The organism is Flavobacterium sp. (assembly GCF_044373165.1).
Taxonomy (GTDB): Bacteria; Bacteroidota; Bacteroidia; order Flavobacteriales; family Flavobacteriaceae; genus Flavobacterium.
This window is the reverse complement of sequence record NZ_JBILQL010000014.1, coordinates 1-17,716: the sequence shown is the minus strand read 5'-3', so window position 1 is coordinate 17,716 and position 17,716 is coordinate 1. Positions and strand designations below refer to the sequence as shown.

General features: G+C 37.6%; 15 protein-coding genes. 5 read left to right on the top strand and 10 right to left on the bottom strand.

The genetic code is table 11. From position 1 onward, the window contains the following. Positions 1 to 44 precede the first annotated feature (44 nt). From mltG to dapF, 3 genes are read right to left on the bottom strand one after another with little or no spacing between them, the layout of a single operon-like run. Positions 45 to 1,073 carry an endolytic transglycosylase MltG gene (mltG, locus tag ACIQ32_RS03665; protein WP_396194329.1) on the bottom strand — a complete coding sequence of 343 codons (1,029 nt, stop codon included), beginning with the start codon at positions 1,071 to 1,073 and terminating at the stop codon, positions 45 to 47. An 18-nt stretch (positions 1,074 to 1,091) separates the two neighbouring features. Next, positions 1,092 to 1,619: a GNAT family N-acetyltransferase gene (locus ACIQ32_RS03660; RefSeq protein ID WP_396194328.1), complete on the bottom strand. Its 528-nt coding sequence runs from the start codon at positions 1,617 to 1,619 to the stop codon at positions 1,092 to 1,094. A 5-nt stretch (positions 1,620 to 1,624) separates the two neighbouring features. Then, complete coding sequence (gene dapF / locus ACIQ32_RS03655) at positions 1,625 to 2,407, bottom strand: diaminopimelate epimerase (RefSeq protein ID WP_396194327.1); 783 nt, start codon at positions 2,405 to 2,407, stop codon at positions 1,625 to 1,627. A gap of 134 nt (positions 2,408 to 2,541) precedes the next feature. Here dapF and ACIQ32_RS03650 point away from each other — a divergent pair, with 134 nt between their 5' ends. From ACIQ32_RS03650 to ACIQ32_RS03640, 3 genes are all read left to right on the top strand, one after another. Beyond that, positions 2,542 to 3,930 carry a trypsin-like peptidase domain-containing protein gene (locus ACIQ32_RS03650; protein WP_396194326.1) on the top strand — a complete coding sequence of 463 codons (1,389 nt, stop codon included), beginning with the start codon at positions 2,542 to 2,544 and terminating at the stop codon, positions 3,928 to 3,930. 157 nt (positions 3,931 to 4,087) lie between these two features. Beyond that, complete coding sequence (locus ACIQ32_RS03645; RefSeq protein ID WP_396194325.1) at positions 4,088 to 5,536, top strand: glyceraldehyde-3-phosphate dehydrogenase; 1,449 nt, start codon at positions 4,088 to 4,090, stop codon at positions 5,534 to 5,536. Between the two features lie 152 nt (positions 5,537 to 5,688). Further along, the gene (locus ACIQ32_RS03640) at positions 5,689 to 6,060 is read left to right on the top strand and encodes a hypothetical protein (RefSeq protein WP_396194324.1); all 372 of its coding nucleotides are present in this window, start codon (positions 5,689 to 5,691) and stop codon (positions 6,058 to 6,060) included. Positions 6,061 to 6,110: 50 nt separating this feature from the next. Here the strand turns inward: ACIQ32_RS03640 and ACIQ32_RS03635 are convergent, their stop codons facing one another. The 7 genes from ACIQ32_RS03635 to ACIQ32_RS03605 all read right to left on the bottom strand — a co-directional run bounded on the left by ACIQ32_RS03635 (position 6,111) and on the right by ACIQ32_RS03605 (position 15,323). Continuing rightward, the gene (locus ACIQ32_RS03635) at positions 6,111 to 8,375 is read right to left on the bottom strand and encodes an aconitate hydratase (protein ID WP_396194323.1); all 2,265 of its coding nucleotides are present in this window, start codon (positions 8,373 to 8,375) and stop codon (positions 6,111 to 6,113) included. A gap of 165 nt (positions 8,376 to 8,540) precedes the next feature. After that, on the bottom strand, positions 8,541 to 9,656 hold the full coding sequence (locus ACIQ32_RS03630) for an acyltransferase family protein (RefSeq protein ID WP_396194322.1): 1,116 nt from the start codon (positions 9,654 to 9,656) through the stop codon (positions 8,541 to 8,543). A 48-nt stretch (positions 9,657 to 9,704) separates the two neighbouring features. Continuing rightward, positions 9,705 to 10,055: a hypothetical protein gene (locus ACIQ32_RS03625; protein ID WP_396194321.1), complete on the bottom strand. Its 351-nt coding sequence runs from the start codon at positions 10,053 to 10,055 to the stop codon at positions 9,705 to 9,707. A gap of 41 nt (positions 10,056 to 10,096) precedes the next feature. Next, entirely contained in the window at positions 10,097 to 11,053 is a 957-nt protein-coding gene (locus ACIQ32_RS03620) for an AAA family ATPase (protein ID WP_396194320.1), read from the bottom strand. Positions 11,054 to 11,113: 60 nt separating this feature from the next. After that, positions 11,114 to 12,541, bottom strand: a complete 1,428-nt coding sequence (locus tag ACIQ32_RS03615) for a peptidylprolyl isomerase (protein ID WP_396194344.1) — start codon at positions 12,539 to 12,541, stop codon at positions 11,114 to 11,116. Beyond that, positions 12,504 to 13,355 (bottom strand): hypothetical protein, encoded by an 852-nt coding sequence (locus tag ACIQ32_RS03610; protein WP_396194319.1) that lies wholly within the window; start codon positions 13,353 to 13,355, stop codon positions 12,504 to 12,506. Before ACIQ32_RS03610 ends, ACIQ32_RS03615 begins: the two co-directional genes overlap by 38 nt. Continuing rightward, positions 13,356 to 15,323, bottom strand: coding sequence for a peptidylprolyl isomerase (locus tag ACIQ32_RS03605; protein WP_396194318.1), 1,968 nt, complete (start codon positions 15,321 to 15,323; stop codon positions 13,356 to 13,358). It abuts the gene before it with no gap. A 260-nt stretch (positions 15,324 to 15,583) separates the two neighbouring features. Here ACIQ32_RS03605 and ACIQ32_RS03600 point away from each other — a divergent pair, with 260 nt between their 5' ends. Next, a complete protein-coding gene (locus tag ACIQ32_RS03600) occupies positions 15,584 to 17,173 on the top strand; it encodes a peptide chain release factor 3 (protein WP_396194316.1) in 1,590 nt (529 codons plus the stop codon). Positions 17,174 to 17,249: 76 nt separating this feature from the next. Beyond that, positions 17,250 to 17,468, top strand: a complete 219-nt coding sequence (locus ACIQ32_RS03595) for a hypothetical protein (RefSeq protein ID WP_396194315.1) — start codon at positions 17,250 to 17,252, stop codon at positions 17,466 to 17,468. The last annotated feature ends 248 nt before the right edge of the window (positions 17,469 to 17,716 follow it).

Below are 17,716 nucleotides of genomic sequence, written 5' to 3'. Positions count from 1 at the left end.
GAGCAACAAAAGAAAAATAGTATGTAACCCTTGTGTTTCAAGAATTATCGCTTTGTTCCTTGAGCATTCAACCAATCGGCGTATTTTTTGGCATTAACATCATGCTGCGCCATAGTTGCGGCAAACTCATGGTAACCAAAACGTTCAACGCTGGCACAGAAGTACAAATAATTGTGCTTTTCCGCATTCAAAACCGCATCAATCGCATCGATATCGGGCATGGCGATTGGCCCCGGAGGTAATCCTTCGTTTTGGTATGTATTGTATGGAGAAGCGATGAACAAATCATTATACAAAACACGCTTTATTACTTGATCGAAATTTTTATCACGCAACTTCAAAGCATAAATTACAGTTGGATCAGCTTGCAGTTTCATTCCGTCTTTTAAGCGATTCAAATATACTCCGGCTACTGTTGGTCGCTCGCTCTTTTTCACCGTTTCTTTATGAACTATCGAAGCCAAAGTAATGACTTGTACCGGTGTCATGTTCAACTCGGTCGCTTTAGCGATTCGCTCTTTGGTCCAAAACCTATGGTATTCTTCCAACATTTTATCTCTAAATTTTTCCGGAGAAACATTCCAGTAGAATTCATATGTATTTGGTAAAAACATCGCAAAAACTGTCTCTGTGGTAAAACCATTCTTTTGTAAAAAAATGCTATCGCGAAATGTTGCCAATAATTTAGTAGTATCGGGCTCAATTTGCGAACTGATTCGCTCACACAAATTTTCCAATCTTTCCTGATTGTTGAAGGCCAACTTTACCGGTACATTTCTTCGCATAGCGCTAACCAATTGAAAAGCGCTCATTCCCTTTTTTAACAAAAATCTTCCCGGTTTTACATTGTCGGGATAAGATCGAAGTGAGGCGATAAACTCAAAATCGGATATGTTTTTAATAAAAGGCGAAATGATACTTTGCACCTCATCATAATTGGAACCGGTTGGGATTTCCACATATATTTCTTCTTTGTCAAAATTAGTATTGGAAGTAAAGAATTTGATATACACCAACAAAACGATTAATAGACCAACGACCGCTGTAATTTTAAAGATTTTACTTTTGTTCAAAACCGAGACTGTTTAAGTTTATTTTTTTATTAACTGATATAGGATTTCATCGTGAAAGCGATTTCTGGTAAAATTCCAATCTTTCTTCACCCCTATTTTTTGAAAACCAAAGGTAGCAAAAAGCGACAAACTCGCCGAATTTTCGGAACCGATATTGGCATACAATTGGTGCAATTGTAACTGTTGAAAGGTATAATCAATCACCAATCCCAAGGCTTCTTTACCGTAACCGGAATGCCTGTCCGTTTCGTCTTGGATAATAATTCCCACACCGGCGCGTTTGTTCTTAGGATCAAAATCGAATAAGTCAATCAAACCAATTGCTTCAGACGATTCATTTTTACAAATGGCCAAACGCAATTGCTTGGCTTCATAAATATCCTGATGGGCGTTTTCTAAATATTGACGAATGAGAAACCTGCTGTAAGGTGTTTGGGTATTACTGACTTCCCAGATTGACTCATTATTTTCTATGGCATACACAAACTCCAAATCTTCGGGTTCGAGCGCACGCAGGTAAATTTTAGGTCCTTTGAGTGTAATCATTTGACTTAGATTTCGATGGTGCCACTATAAACAAATGTAGCCGGACCTTTAAGATAAACATTAGTATATTTATTTCCTTCTTTGGTAAAAGAAACTTCTAATTTTCCGCCTTGTACCTCCAGATAAATATGATGGGAATCGGTTCTTCCGGTAGCGTGCATCGCAATGGCTACCGCAGTAGCTCCGGTGCCGCAAGACAGCGTCTCATCTTCTACACCACGCTCATAAGTTCTAAGGGCAAAATGATCTTCTGAAAGTTGCTTCACAAAATTAACGTTGCTGCCCGGCTTTCCGTACAAATCTGAATACCGAATTTTAGCCCCAACTGTTTTGACATCAAGATTCTTCAAATCATCAATCAAAGTAACATGATGCGGTGAACCGGTATTAAGAAAAACATAATCTTCTTTTAGGTGTACTTCTTCAACTTCTTTCATTCCCAGTGAGACAATTCCGTTTTCAAACACAACCGCATGGTGCGGGCCATCAGTTGCTGTAAAATTAGTTTCGTTTTGGATGACTTGTAAACTTTGAGCAAAAGCGACCAAACATCGACCGCCGTTGCCGCACATCGAACTTTCGTTGCCATCGGAATTGTAGTATACCATACGAAAATCCGCTTCGGTATTTTGCTCCAACAAAATAAGTCCGTCAGCCCCAATACCAAAACGACGATTGCACAACTTTTCTATAAGTACGACATCTTTTTTGGGAAATAATCCATCGCGATTGTCAATCATGACAAAGTCGTTTCCGGTTCCTTCGTATTTGTTAAAATTGATTTTCATAGCGGTGATAAGTGTCACAAATATAGCAAAATTTAAGATTGACTTAAAAAATGTTAAACGACCGTTAAAGAGTATTGACTGCAAAATTGAAACTTTTTAAATTTACTATTCATAATTCAAAAAGCAACAAAACGATGAGAAGAGTATCGAGTTTATTTTTAGTTTCTTTATTGAGCGGCGCAACTACTTTAGGCGCTTACAAGTTATTCTTTGATCAAAATGAAAGAGAAAGTATTGTTACAACGGCTATCGGTTCTAACGCAAGAAATGTTGGGATATCGGGAGAAGCTGTTGATTTTACCGAAGCCGCTGAAGTAGCTGTTCATAGTGTAGTGCACGTTAAAAATGTTTCCATCAGAACCGTTTCTAATCCGATTTTGGAGTATTTCTACGGACATCGCGGTGGTCAACAGCAGGAACAAATTGGTACCGGTTCGGGCGTTATCATTTCCGAAGACGGTTATATAGTAACCAACAATCACGTGATTAAAGAGGCAACCGAATTGGAAGTGACTTTAAACAACAACAAATCGTACAAAGCCAAATTGATCGGAACCGATTCTAAAATGGACATCGCCTTGCTTAAAATTGAGGCCGATGAAAAATTACCGTATTCGACATTTGCCGATTCAGATGAAGTAAAAGTGGGCGAATGGGTATTGGCTGTTGGTAATCCATACAACTTAAATTCTACTGTTACAGCCGGAATTGTTTCAGCCAAAGCCAGAAATTTAGACAACCGTAACGGCTTACAATCTTTTATCCAAACTGATGCCGCGGTAAATCCCGGAAACAGTGGCGGTGCATTGGTTAATACCCGTGGAGAACTGATAGGCATCAACACTATGATTTCATCGCCAACCGGAAGTTACACCGGTTACTCCTTTGCAGTTCCTTCTAACATCACTCGAAAAATTATAGAAGACATCATGGAGTTTGGCGGTGTTCAAAGAGGTGTTTTAGGCGTGGAAGGCAATGAATTAAACAGCAAAGCGTCTAACGAATTAGGCATCAAAGACACCGAAGGGTTTTACATCAATAAGGTAACCAAAAACTCAGGAGCCGAGAAAGCAGGATTGCGCCAAGGTGATATTATCAAAAAATTAGACAATCAAAAAATCAGTTCGTTTTCTGAATTGACCGGATACATTAATACTAAAAGACCAAATGATAAAGTTCAAGTGACTTATGTTCGTGACGAAGAGACCAAAACGGCATGGGTAACATTAATCAAAAATGATCTCTTTATCACCGAATTCAAAGGTTTAGAATTAGAAAATATTGATAATGCCGATAAGAAAAAGTTCAGAATTGACTATGGCGTTCGCATTAAAGAAATCAACAACGATAATTTAAGACCTTATTACAATCAACTCAAAGGCAACATCATACTCTCGTTTGACAATGTAAAAGCTACGGATTTGGAAACGATTTCAAAATTCTTGAACAATAAAGATGAAAATCAAAGTGTAAGCATCCAAATGATCAACCGAATGGGACAAGTGATACAAATTATCCTCTAAAAACAAAATCATCTTACTTATTTTTCGAAAAAACCAGCCTTACCTTAGGTTGGTTTTTTTTATGATAAAAAAGTCACGAAATCGTTTTCGTAAAAGACTACTATTTTATACTTTTGCGCAAAATTTAAATTTCAACACAACTAAACACTTTTCTTTTATGAGCAGCAACACTTTGTATGAGAAGGAATTATCGTTCCAAGCCGACAGGCGAAAGGCCGGTGTAGAATTCATCAAAATCATCAGCGATTTATGGTATGATAAGTCTATCGAATTAGTTCTTTTCAGAAACCAATTAATCGATCGAAACGTAAGCGACATCATCAATTTACACGAATACGCCGGAGAGTTTGTACAAAAGCCTATCAATGTTTTTGATTCGGTGGAAATTGCCAGAGCGATTTTGAATTTAGATTTACCGCCTTCTCGTATCGATATCGGAAAACTAACTTATGAATATCATTTAGAAGACAACAAATACCACGATGCTCGTGCTTTTGTGATTGACAAATTGAAAAACGCCAAAAACTCTAAAAACATCCAACCTAAAGATGTGGTTTTGTATGGTTTTGGCCGCATCGGTCGTTTGTTGGCTCGTGAAATGATGAGCAAAATAGGGAAAGGACAACAATTGCGTTTGCGCGCTATTGTTACTCGTGACCGCAACGATGCTTCTTCTTTAGAAAAAAGAGCTTCGTTGTTGCGTTATGACTCGGTTCACGGAGACTTTGAAGGTTCTGTGCAAGCCGATGTAGAAAACAATGCCTTAATCATTAACGGAACAACGGTGCATATCATTACAGCTGCCGGTCCGGAAGAAATAGATTATACAAAATACGGTATCAACGACGCCTTGGTAATTGACAATACCGGAGCTTTTACTACAGAAGAAGCCTTAAAACGCCACTTAACTTCTAAAGGAGTGGACAAGGTATTACTTACCGCTCCGGGCAAAGGAGTGCCAAATATTGTTTATGGAGTAAACCATAATGATTACAATCCGGATGAAGTAAATATTTATTCAGCCGCTTCTTGTACCACCAATGCTATTACCCCAATTTTAGCTGCAGTTGAAGAAACTTTAGGAGTTGTTAAAGGGCATTTGGAAACCATTCACGCTTATACCAACGACCAAAATTTGGTTGACAACATGCATAAAAAATACCGTCGTGGTCGTGCCGCAGCCTTAAACATGGTCATTACCGAAACCGGAGCCGGTAGCGCTGTAGCCAAAGCATTACCAAGTTTAGCCGGAAAATTAACCTCGAATGCTATTAGAGTTCCGGTTCCAAATGGCTCTCTCGTAGTGCTTAACCTTGAAGTTGGCAAAGAAACTTCTCTTGAAGAAGTAAACAGCATCATGAGAAAATATGCTTTAGAAGGCGAGTTGGTTGAACAAATTAAATATTCTTTGAATAACGAATTGGTTTCCTCTGATATAGTTGGCACTTCTGCACCTTCTATTTTTGACAGTAATGCCACGATAGTTTCCGGTGACGGAAAAAACATAGTGCTTTATGTTTGGTACGACAACGAATACGGTTACAGCCACCAAGTTATTCGTTTGGCCAAATACATTGCTAAAGTAAGACGCTATACTTATTATTAATAGTTGAGCATTAATTCCTTAAAAAATCTCGTTTGTCCGGTAGGGTAAGACGGGATTTTTTTGTTACAGAAGATATAAATTGTTAATAACATTAGGTTTTAGAAAAATAATTACTATTTTTCGCCTTCCAAAACAACGCCCTTTAACCTATTATGAAAAAAATAATTTTAAGCTTGTCGATTTTGACTTGTTTTGCGTTCTCTAATGAGGAACCAAAAGTAACTACCTACAGTTACGGTCACAATGGAATGGAGTATGTGGCACGCAACAAAAACGGAACAGTTATCATCAGCACCTTCAATTCAAAAATGACCATTCGCCAAGAAATTGCCACTAAAATTTATGAGTTGTATTTGGATCGTAAATTAGAGCATAACAAAATGATAACCGTATTTGGCTCTGAAGCAGATGTTACCGGCAAATGTGTTATCCGAAAAAAAGACAACTTAACCACGGTAGATTTTTATTACGAAAGTGTACTTTGGTGTTCCGGACACAAAGAGATTTATAAAAAGAAAATATAAAAAAAAGCTCAACATTAAGTTGAGCTTTTTTTATAACTGCTTGATTCTACTTAGGCTTTTCCGGCCGCAATTAAGTTCAAGGCAGAACCGGCTACAAACCAGCCAATCTGACTTTCGTTGTAGGTATGATTCGCCAAAATGGTGTCTTTAGAACCGTCGGCGTGAACAAACTCTAAAGTCAACGGTTTGCCCGGAGCAAATTCGGTTAAATCTAAGAAATTGATAGTGTCATCTTCTTGAATTTTATCGTAATCGGCTTCATTAGCAAAAGTCAACGCTAACATTCCTTGTTTTTTCAAATTGGTTTCATGGATACGGGCAAAAGATTTTACCAATACCGCTTTTACCCCTAAGAAACGTGGCTCCATCGCCGCGTGTTCACGAGATGAACCTTCCCCGTAATTATGGTCACCCACAACAATAGAAGGCACTCCGGCAGCTTTGTATGCTCTTTGCACCGCAGGCACAGCATCGTAAGTACCGGTTAATTGGTTTTTCACTTTATTGGCTTCTTGATTGAAAGCATTGATGGCTCCAATCAACATATTGTTGGAAATATTATCCAAATGTCCGCGGAAACGCAACCATGGTCCGGCCATAGAAATATGATCGGTAGTACATTTTCCGAAAGCTTTGATTAACAATTTGGCGCCTGCAATATTTTTACCGTCCCAAGCTTCGAACGGAGCTAAAAGCTGTAGTCTGTCTGATGTTGGTGAAACAGCTACCTGAACTGATGAACCATCAGCAGCCGGTGCTTGGAAACCGGCATCTTCCACATCAAAACCTCTTGTTGGCAATTCGTCTCCGGTTGGCGGATTTAATTTTACTGCTTCGCCTTTATCATTCAACAAAGTATCGGTAATTGGGTTAAACGATAAATCGCCCGAGATTGCTAAAGCCGCTACCATTTCCGGTGACGTTACAAAAGCGTGAGTATTCGGGTTACCGTCAGCACGTTTTGAGAAGTTTCTGTTGAAAGAGTGAACGATAGTATTTTTTTCACCTTTGTCGGCACCGGTTCTGTCCCATTGTCCGATACAAGGTCCGCACGCATTAGTAAATACTTTGGTTCCCATTTTCTCGAAAGTGGCGATGATTCCGTCTCTTTCGATGGTATATCTGATTTGCTCTGAACCCGGGTTGATACCGAATTCAGCTTTTGGCGTAATGCCGTGAGCTACGGCTTGTTCAACGATAGAAGCTGCACGAGCCATATCTTCGTATGAAGAGTTGGTACAAGAACCGATTAATCCCCATTCTACTTTTAAAGGCCAACCGTTAGCGGTAGCTTCCTCTTTCATTTTAGACACAGGAGTTCCTCTATCCGGTGTGAAAGGTCCGTTGATATGTGGTTCTAATTCTGATAAATTGATTTCGATTAATTGATCAAAATAATCGGCAGGATTAGCATATACTTCGGCATCAGCGGTTAGGTAAGAGGCTACTTTGTCGGCAGCATTTACTACGTCTTGACGACCGGTAGCAGCTAAATATCTTCTCATAGAATCATCGTAACCGAAAGTTGATGTTGTCGCTCCGATTTCGGCACCCATATTACAAATGGTTCCTTTTCCGGTACAAGACATATTAGTAGCTCCTTCGCCGAAATATTCTACGATAGCGCCGGTTCCGCCTTTTACGGTAAGGATATCGGCTACTTTTAAGATAACATCTTTAGGCGCAGTCCAACCGTTTAATTTTCCGGTCAATTTAACTCCGATTAGTTTTGGAAATTTCAATTCCCATGACATGCCCGACATTACGTCTACGGCATCGGCACCACCAACACCAATGGCCAACATACCCAAACCTCCGGCATTAACCGTATGGGAATCGGTACCGATCATCATTCCGCCCGGGAAAGCATAATTTTCTAAAACAATTTGGTGGATAATTCCTGAACCCGGTTTCCAAAACCCGATTCCGTATTTGTTTGATACTGAAGACAAAAAGTCGAATACCTCTTTGGATTGTGTATTGGCAACAGCCAAATCGGTTTTAGCGCCAACTTTAGCTTGAATTAAGTGGTCACAGTGAACCGTAGTCGGAACAGCAACTTTACTTTTTCCGGCGTGCATAAACTGCAACAAAGCCATTTGGGCCGTAGCATCTTGACAAGCAACCCTGTCCGGTGCAAAATCGACATAATCTTTCCCACGGGTAAAAGACTGAGAAGGCATCCCTTCCCATAAATGCGAATATAAAATCTTTTCAGATAAGGTAAGCGGACGACCAACTAACTCACGTGCTTTGTCCACACGAGCAGCCATAGTAGCGTACACTTTTTCAATCATTTCAATATCAAAAGCCATAATCAATTTGGTTAATTTGTTTGCCTCGCAAATTTACGAAAACGTTATACTTCTGAAAAGTTTTTGTAAAAATAAGTTACTCAAAACGACTGTTTTAAAGAATAGTAATTTTTGACTATAGTTTTTTATCAATAACGTATTTTAAAAGTCAAAAAATGGCAATTATTAATTTTTATCCCTTAAATTCATCAGTGGCAATTCATAGAAACGATAAAGTAAATAACTCAAAACTAAGGTAATTGTGAAATAACCGAGGATAAAAATATTGACTTCAAAAGCATCTTGAGCATCAAACGGAATGTATTGCTTCATCAATAACAAAACGATACTGTAATGCAATAAATACATAGAATAAGATACCTTGCTGACTAAAACAATTGGTTTTTCTATTAATAATCCTCTGCTTTTCCATTCGGAGAGAAAAGGCAAAAAACAAGCAACAGCAACCGACAACAGCGGCAAATAAAAAACATTCCAAAGTAAGGGATTCGTTTCGAAAACCCATCCCAAATAACCAATGATGAAAAATTGAAAGAAGAAAAGCGCCATACCAATTCCCATAATCAGCACTTTGTATTTTTCCCATGGTGACTTAAAATTGAAATAAATCCAACTGCACAAAACTCCGATAAAAATACTGTCCAAACGATAAATTACAACGGCTTTGAGTGATAGATTCCATTGGGTAATATTGGTAGCAGCATCATTAAAATGATAGTACAATTTAGTACACAAGAAAACCGCAATCAAAACCAATACGATAGACAGAAAAAAACGTGCTTTGTGAATAGGCTTAAAAAGAAAACCTACCATTAATATAAAAAAGGGCAATAAGATATAGGCAAACTCTTCTACCGATAGACTCCAAGATTCGGGGAAGAAAGGCAACATAGTTGAGTGTAAATTTTGGAGAAAAAAGAAATATTTCCACCATGATAAAGCAGCATAGCCGACAAAAGAGGCTATAGCCAGATTAAGTACCAAAACCAAAAAGTAGTTGGGCAGCGTTCGGTACCATCTTCGTTTCAAAAAATGGAGAACAGTAGTAAGAGAAAAATCGGAATTCAGGTATAATTGGTATAAAATTTTGCCAATTAGAAATCCGCTCAGTACAAAGAAAATCTCTACTCCGAAAAAGCCGGAGGGCGCTAAAAGTTGGTACAAAAAATTGTCACGCTCGGGCACAACCCAAACACAGTGCCCAAACACCACCATGAGAATGGCGATGGCTCGCATAAGATCGAGACCGAAGATTCTTGAAGAGTCTTTATTAGTCAACATTTCCCCATTTATTAAAGCACTAAAATAGGCAATATCAACCGGAAAGAATTAAAAAATTTTGGGGAGCAATTTATAAAACAAAGCAATAGCAGAACTAAACCCTAAAAAGCAGAGCAATAAACCGAAACTCAACAATTGAAATGCTTCTGCAGAAGCCGTTGGAAAATCATTGAACTCAGAAATTACAGCTAAAACCATATACATTGAAAACAACGAAATTAAGGTAGCCAATAAAAAACCGACAAACTTATTTTGAAAAAAAACTTGGAGTAAGAGTACGACAAACACTCCAAAAGCATAAGGGTTAAAATGATTTTGAATGGTAAAATTATCAATAAACCAATAAGCGGTAACACACAAAAGTATAAACTCTGGCAACAATAAAACATACTTTTTCATAAGCTATCGTTTTAGAGATAACTAACGAAGAAAAGAAGAATTTATTGCAGTAGCTTACCGATAATCACTTCCTCAGTAATTCCCTCTGCGTCGGCTTTGTAGTTTTTGATGATTCTGTGGCGTAAAATGCCGGTGGCCACTGCTTTTACATCTTCAATATCCGGTGAAAATTTACCATTAAAAGCAGCATTGGCTTTGGCAGCCAAAATTAAGTTCTGAGAAGCCCTCGGTCCGGCACCCCAATCCAAATAATTGTTTACATATTCCGAGGCCAAGTGGCTTTTAGGACGGGTTTTGCCTACTAAAGTGACGGCATATTCTATTACATTATCAGCTACCGGAACGCGTCGAATTAAGTGTTGAAAATCGATAATTTCCTGAGCAGTAAACAATGGATTTATAATAGGTTTATCATCATTGGTTGTACTTTTTACCACCTGAACTTCTTCCTCATAGGAAGGATAATCAAGTTTGATGGCGAACATAAAACGGTCTAACTGCGCTTCGGGCAACGGATAAGTTCCTTCTTGCTCAATTGGGTTTTGGGTAGCCAATACAAAATAGGGTAACGACAGTTTGTAGTTCTGACCGGCAATGGTTACCGAGCGTTCCTGCATCGCCTCTAATAAAGCGGCTTGGGTTTTTGGTGGTGTCCTGTTGATCTCATCGGCCAGAATGATGTTGGCAAAAATCGGTCCTTTGATAAACTTGAACTGACGGTTTTCGTCTAAAATTTCACTTCCTAAAATATCGGAAGGCATCAAATCGGGAGTGAACTGTATTCGCTTAAAATCTAATCCCAAAGCTTGAGCAATGGTATTGACCATTAAAGTTTTAGCCAAACCGGGAACACCTACCAGCAAGGCGTGTCCGCCGGAAAAAATACTCAGTAAAATTTGGTCGACTACTTCGTCTTGACCCACAATTATCTTGGCAATTTCTTTTTTAAGTTCTAATCGTTTTTGAACTAAACTTTGAATGGCAGCAACGTCAGACATTTGATATTAGATTTAAGATTTTAATATTAGATTTAAGATGTACAAGTTACATTTTAAAAACTATTTTTTTAACCAATTGTTGATGAATAAACAATCTCTGTATTCCCCATTAATTTTAATGTAAGTTTCTTTGATTTTTTCATCGGTCCATTTTCCAATGGCTTTGATTTGTTTTTCTTTGAGTGCCAAATCTTTAATCTTGATATAGTCTTTGGCATAATCTGCTGTGTGCTCATTGATTCGGTTGGTAACCGTGATGATTTTGTATTTTTTACCGGTTCTGGGATCATCATCTAAAATAGGGGCAGTAATGGCTCCATCTTTTAAATTAGACACTTCGCTGTATAAGGTTGGATCCATTTTGGTCAATTCGAAACGCGTATCTTGTGTTTTCGGATTGATTAAAGTACCGCCGTTGGCTCTGGTTTCTTTTTCATCCGATAATGTACGAGCTGCTTCTGCAAAGGAAATTTCCCCTTTTTCGATACGGGATTTGATGGTTAGGATTTTTTCGCGTGCGTCTTTCAGGGCTTGGTCAGACACTTTAGGCATCATTAAGATGTGACGCAATTCTACTTCTTGTCCTTTGATTTTTTCTACCATAATGATGTGGTAACCGTATTCAGTTTCGAAGGGTTCGGAAATTTCACCTTCGCCCAAACTAAACGCAACGTCTTTGAATTCTTTTACAAATTGGGTTTTTCGGTTGATTTTATAAAATCCACCGTTCGCTGCTGAACCGCGGTCATCGGAATAAATTACCGCTCTGGTTTTAAAGCTTGACCCGGACAACACTTCATCCTTGATTTCTTTGAGTCGTTTGACTACTCTTTGTTTTTCTTCCTCTGTTATTTTCGGGACAATTACAATTTGGGCAACCTCCATTTCGGCTCCGAAAACCGGCAATTCCTCTTGAGGAATCGATTTGAAAAAAGTTCTTGTTTCTTCGGGTGTGATTTCAACCGCATCTACAATTTTTCTTCTCATTTCTCCGGACAGTTTATTGGTTTTGATGATGTCGAATAAATCATTTCTGAAATCTTCTTCATTGTCTTTTTTGAAATATTGAATCACTTTGTCCATTGAACCTAATTGTTCCACCATATAGCCAATTTGTTCGCTCATTTTTTCTTTCACTTCTTCATCTTTCACCACTATACTATCTTGAACGGCTTGGTGTGCATAAAGTTTGTCTTCCAACAAACTTCCCAACATTTGACAACGGCTGATATCTTTGGTGGATTGACCTTGACTGGCCAATTCTAAATAGGCTTTATCAACATCCGAATCCAAAACCAAATAATCCCCAACGGTTGCAATAATCCCGTCAACTTTTAATTTTTTGGAAGAATTGAACTGTGGTTTTGTTTTAACACTGTCTTTGATAATTTCTTGGGCATTGACGCTACCAACAAAACACATAAGTGCAACAAAGGCTATTGTTAGTTGGTTATTTATATACTTCATAATCGTTGTTTTTAATGGCATCATCGGTAATTTCTTTTTCAAACTGCTTTATTAATTCTAATTTTCTTTTGTTTAGGATTACTTCCTTTAATGTAGGTTTGATGTATTCAAATGGTGAAATCTGATTTTTATCAATCACATTGGTTATTTTAATCAAATACACATCTTCATTCGATTGTATTTCGGCTTTTTTTCCCGGCCGAATGATATCTTCTCTATTGTCGGGATTGATGACAGGCAGTTTGTAATATACCTGACTCATATCCACCCAAACCGAATCATTCAAGGCGAAACTTTTGAACTGCAACGCATAAGTATCCCAAAACTTCTTGTCTTTTTTACTGTAATTAAAGAACTTGTTTCTTATGGTGGCAAAACGCGGATTGTCTTTGGTCAAATTGATAAACCGCAAGCGAACTAAAGTACTGTTGGTTTTAAAATTCTCTTTATTCTCCTCGTAATATTTTTTTAATTCTTCTTCTGTTACTAAAGTGTCCACGGTGTTTTTCACCACTTCTTCGATATAGGCTTTAGTATACAAATCAATTTTATACTGTTTGATTAAAGCGTTGTAATCCTTTTTTTTCTTATCGCTTAAATTGCGTTCCGCTGCTTCAATAAGCAGTTTTTGGCTAGCCCATCTGTTGATAAAATCCCTTACCAAAAGTATACTGTCAGCTTTTGAAGTTCCTGCCGGAACCAAGGTAGCAATATCACTTTTATACAAATAGCTTTTCCCGACTCTGGCAATAGACTCCGGTTTTTGTTCGGGTTGGAAAAAATTGCACGAAACACACAACCACAGCAGCAGCAAAAAAAAACTATTCCTGATCATTTAAGGATTTAACTGTTTTTTGACACGCTCAAAGACCTCTTGATTGACTTTTACATTGAATTCACTTTTCAAATCATCTACCCATCTTTGTTCTAAATATTGTTGGTATTCGTTTACTATTTTACCTCTGCATTCGTCTAATGTTTTAACACCTTCCGGAATGACTTTATCCACTTTTACAACGAAATAATATTCGCCTTCTTTGAATATATCGGAAATTCCGATTTCAAATTTGGTTCCTTTGGGCAAGGCGCTGTTGCCTTCTTCAAATTTTCCGCTGTTGGCCATGATGTTGACTACATTGTCTACATTCAGTTTTTCTTTGATAGTTTGCGGATCGGCATTCTTTTTCAATAAAGCCAATGCTTGTTTAATCGATTCCATTTTGGTGGAAGACAAAATAGTAGCTTCTACCCTATTCTTCCACATGTGATTGAATTTAGTAGAGTTGTAAAAATTTTGCAACCCAACAGAGTCTGTTTTGGCACGTTCCCAAATTTCTTTTTCCATCAAATCAAACAACAACAAACCATCTCGGTATTCTTCCATTACATTGGCAAAATCGGAGAATTCCGTTTCCAGATTTTCATCATAAAAAGCGGTTAACTGTTCGTCTAAAAACTTATTGTACAATGTTTCGGTTAATGCGGTTAACGGTTTTATTTTGATTCCGGCTTTTTGTTGTTTGTCTACAAATTCCAAGAACTTCTTACCTTCTATTGGTTTGGTATTGATGGTCAGCAATATTCCTTTGAAATCATTGGCAGCTTCCGGCTGTGTCCATTTTGACTCATAGAAATCCGCTGTAATCCATTTGGAAAGTTGGGCGTATACTTTTGAATCTCTTTTGTAAGTGTATTTTTTTCTGAGTTTTTCGTTGAGAGAAGCGGTTATTTTTTTGGAACGATCATCCTTTCCGATTTTATTCTCGAGCTCCATTTTCATTTCGGACAGGGTTCGTACCGGATGTTTTTCGATTAATTTAACGATGTGCCAACCAAATTCGGATTGAAAAGGTTTTGAGATATCGTTTGGTTTAGCCAAGGAAAAAGCGACTTCTTCAAACGCTTCAGAACTCAATTGCCCGGAACCGAATTTATTCAAAATACCACCTTTTGGAGAGGACGATTTGTCTTCAGAAAATTGTTTGGCTAATTCGTCAAATTTTTCTCCTTGTTGGATTTTTTGGTAAATTTCGTTGATGGTTTTCTCCGGTTGGTTCTGATCGGCATCTTCAGGTTTGGCTTTCAGAATCATGATGTGCGCCACTGTTACTTCGCCTCTATTTGGTCTGACGTCATCAACTTTAACAATGTGGTATCCAAAACGGGTTCTGATAATTTTGGACACTTTGTCTTTGGCGGTATTGTAAGCAGCGTTTTCAAAAGCATAGACCATTCTAAAGGCTGTAAAATACCCCAAATCGCCTTTGTTTTCTTTGGCTGAAGGATCTTCAGAATACTGAGCCGCTAAATTGGCAAAATCCTCACCGGCTTGAGCTCTTTTAGCTATATCTTCTATTTTTTGATAGGCTTTTAACGTATCTTCCGGAGCGGCATTTTCTTCCACTAAAATCAAAATATGAGAGGCTCTGATTTCTTTTTGAAGGCGATTATAAGCTTCTTCGATTAATTCCTGAGTAATTTTTGTATCGTTGAAATAGTTTTTAGCCAATTGATTGCGATAGGACTTTAACTCGGATTGGTATTTAGTGTTATCCTGCAAACCCAATTTATAGGCCTTGTTAACTTTTAATTTGTATCCGATAAAAAGCTCTAAATATTGGTTTAAATCTTTTTGTGATTCGTCCTTCACTAAGTCTAAGTTTTTCTTATAAACCCTCGCAAACTCATCAGTGTAGTATGATTTATTGTTTATGGTAAACAAAACTTCTTTTGTATTGGCTTGTCCAAAACCGGCTGTTGCCATCAAAAAGAACAAACCTAAAAAAAACGGTTTTATATTCATATTGCTTTTAATTTCTAAAGTGTAAAATCAGAATTAAATTCTTAGTTTTTTTAACCTCTTAAAACCACTTTGGCTTAACAAGGTAACAATCAACAAAAGTAACAATTCAAACATATTATACAAGCATAGCACTTACTATTAACAAAATTTTATTAACAGAATTTCAAGCTTATTTCGACAACAAAAAAACTGCTTGACATTAGCTGCTCGAATTGTGAGTAAATAATAGTATTTTTGCAGACCATTTATCAAAAAAATTCATGAGTTTTTTAAAAGAAATACAAAGACGCAGAACCTTCGGGATTATCTCGCATCCCGATGCCGGAAAAACAACCCTTACAGAAAAGCTATTACTTTTTGGTGGCGCAATACAGGAGGCCGGAGCCGTAAAAAATAATAAAATTAAAAAAGGAGCTACTTCCGATTTCATGGAAATTGAACGCCAAAGAGGGATTTCGGTGGCGACTTCGGTCTTGGCCTTTAACTATCAGGATAAAAAAATCAATATCTTAGACACACCAGGACACAAAGATTTTGCTGAAGATACTTTCAGAACCTTAACAGCTGTAGACAGTGTGATTGTAGTAATCGATGTAGCCAAAGGGGTTGAGGAACAAACTGAGAAATTGGTAGAGGTTTGTAGAATGAGAAACATTCCGATGATTGTTTTTATCAACAAATTAGACCGAGAAGGAAAAGATGCTTTTGATTTGATGGATGAAGTAGAGCAAAAGTTAAAACTCAGTGTCACTCCTTTGAGTTTCCCTATTGGAATGGGATATGACTTTCAGGGAATTTACAATATTTGGGAGCAAAACATCAATCTTTTTAGTGGTGACAGTCGAAAAAACATCGAAGATACTATAGCGTTTTCCGACATCAACAGTCCGGAATTAGAGAAAATAATTGGTGAAAAACCGGCAGTTAAGCTTAGAGACGAATTAGAATTGATTTCAGAGGTTTATCCGGCTTTTGATCGCGAAGCTTATCTGAATGGTGACTTACAACCGGTATTTTTTGGCTCGGCTTTGAACAATTTCGGGGTACGTGAACTGTTAGATTGCTTTGTAGAAATAGCTCCCACGCCCAGACCTAAAGAATCGGAAACCAGACTGGTACATCCTGAGGAAGAAAAAATGACCGGCTTTGTCTTTAAAATTCATGCCAATATGGATCCCAAACACCGTGACCGTTTGGCTTTCGTTAAAATTGTTTCGGGAACTTTTGAAAGAAACAAACCCTACACGCATGTTCGTTTGAACAAAAATTTGAAATTTTCAAGTCCGAATGCCTTTTTTGCGGAGAAAAAAGAGATTGTAGACATTTCTTATCCGGGTGACATCGTTGGTTTACACGATACCGGAAATTTCAAAATCGGCGATACTTTAACCGAAGGAGAATTAATGAGTTTTAAAGGAATTCCGAGTTTTTCTCCGGAACATTTCCGCTATATCAACAATGCCGATCCGCTTAAAGCAAAACAATTAGACAAAGGTGTGGACCAATTAATGGACGAAGGAGTGGCCCAGTTATTTACTTTGGAAATGAACAACAGAAAAGTGATTGGTACCGTTGGAGCGTTACAGTATGAAGTAATCCAATACCGTTTGGAACATGAGTATGGCGCCAAATGCAGTTATGAAAACTTTCCGGTTCACAAAGCCTGTTGGGTAAAACCCAATGACCCAAAAAGTGAAGAGTTTAAAGAGTTCAAACGCATCAAGCAAAAATTCTTGGCCCATGATAAATACGGCCAATTGGTTTTCTTAGCTGATTCGGAATTTACCATTCAAATGACACAAAGCAAATTTCCGAATGTAAAATTATTCTTTACCTCTGAATTTGATTGATAACCTGAAATTTACATGATAAATTTTTTTAAATTTAAAAATGATTGCTATATTTACCGCCTGAAATAAAATGACTATGAAAGACTTATCGAAAATATACTTGTTAGCCTTTTTGCTTTTTGCAGATTTTGTGGCTTTTGCTCAAGGCGGTCCTGGTAATGATGATGGAGATGGAGATTTGGAAGATAACGATCCACCTGGAGCTCCAATAAATACAAAACTTTTTTTATTAGTTGTTATGGGTTTGCTATTAGCCTTTTATTCTTTCAAGAAATATAGAAAACAAATCAACTAAGAAATAAATAATACAAAAAGGAGCTCTATGTAAAGAGAGCTTTTTTTTATAAAACAAAAACCCCATCCTTTCGGACGGGGTTTTTTATTTTGACTATACTGATTTTATCGCTTAATCATTCTTAAAGATTTTACATTCTCCTCTTGGGTTACCACTATGTTGTAAACTCCTGATGGATATCTTTCTCCTAAAGTTTGAATTGGCATGTCAGAAGCACTCACTTCTCTGGTCTCAATCAACTTACCAAT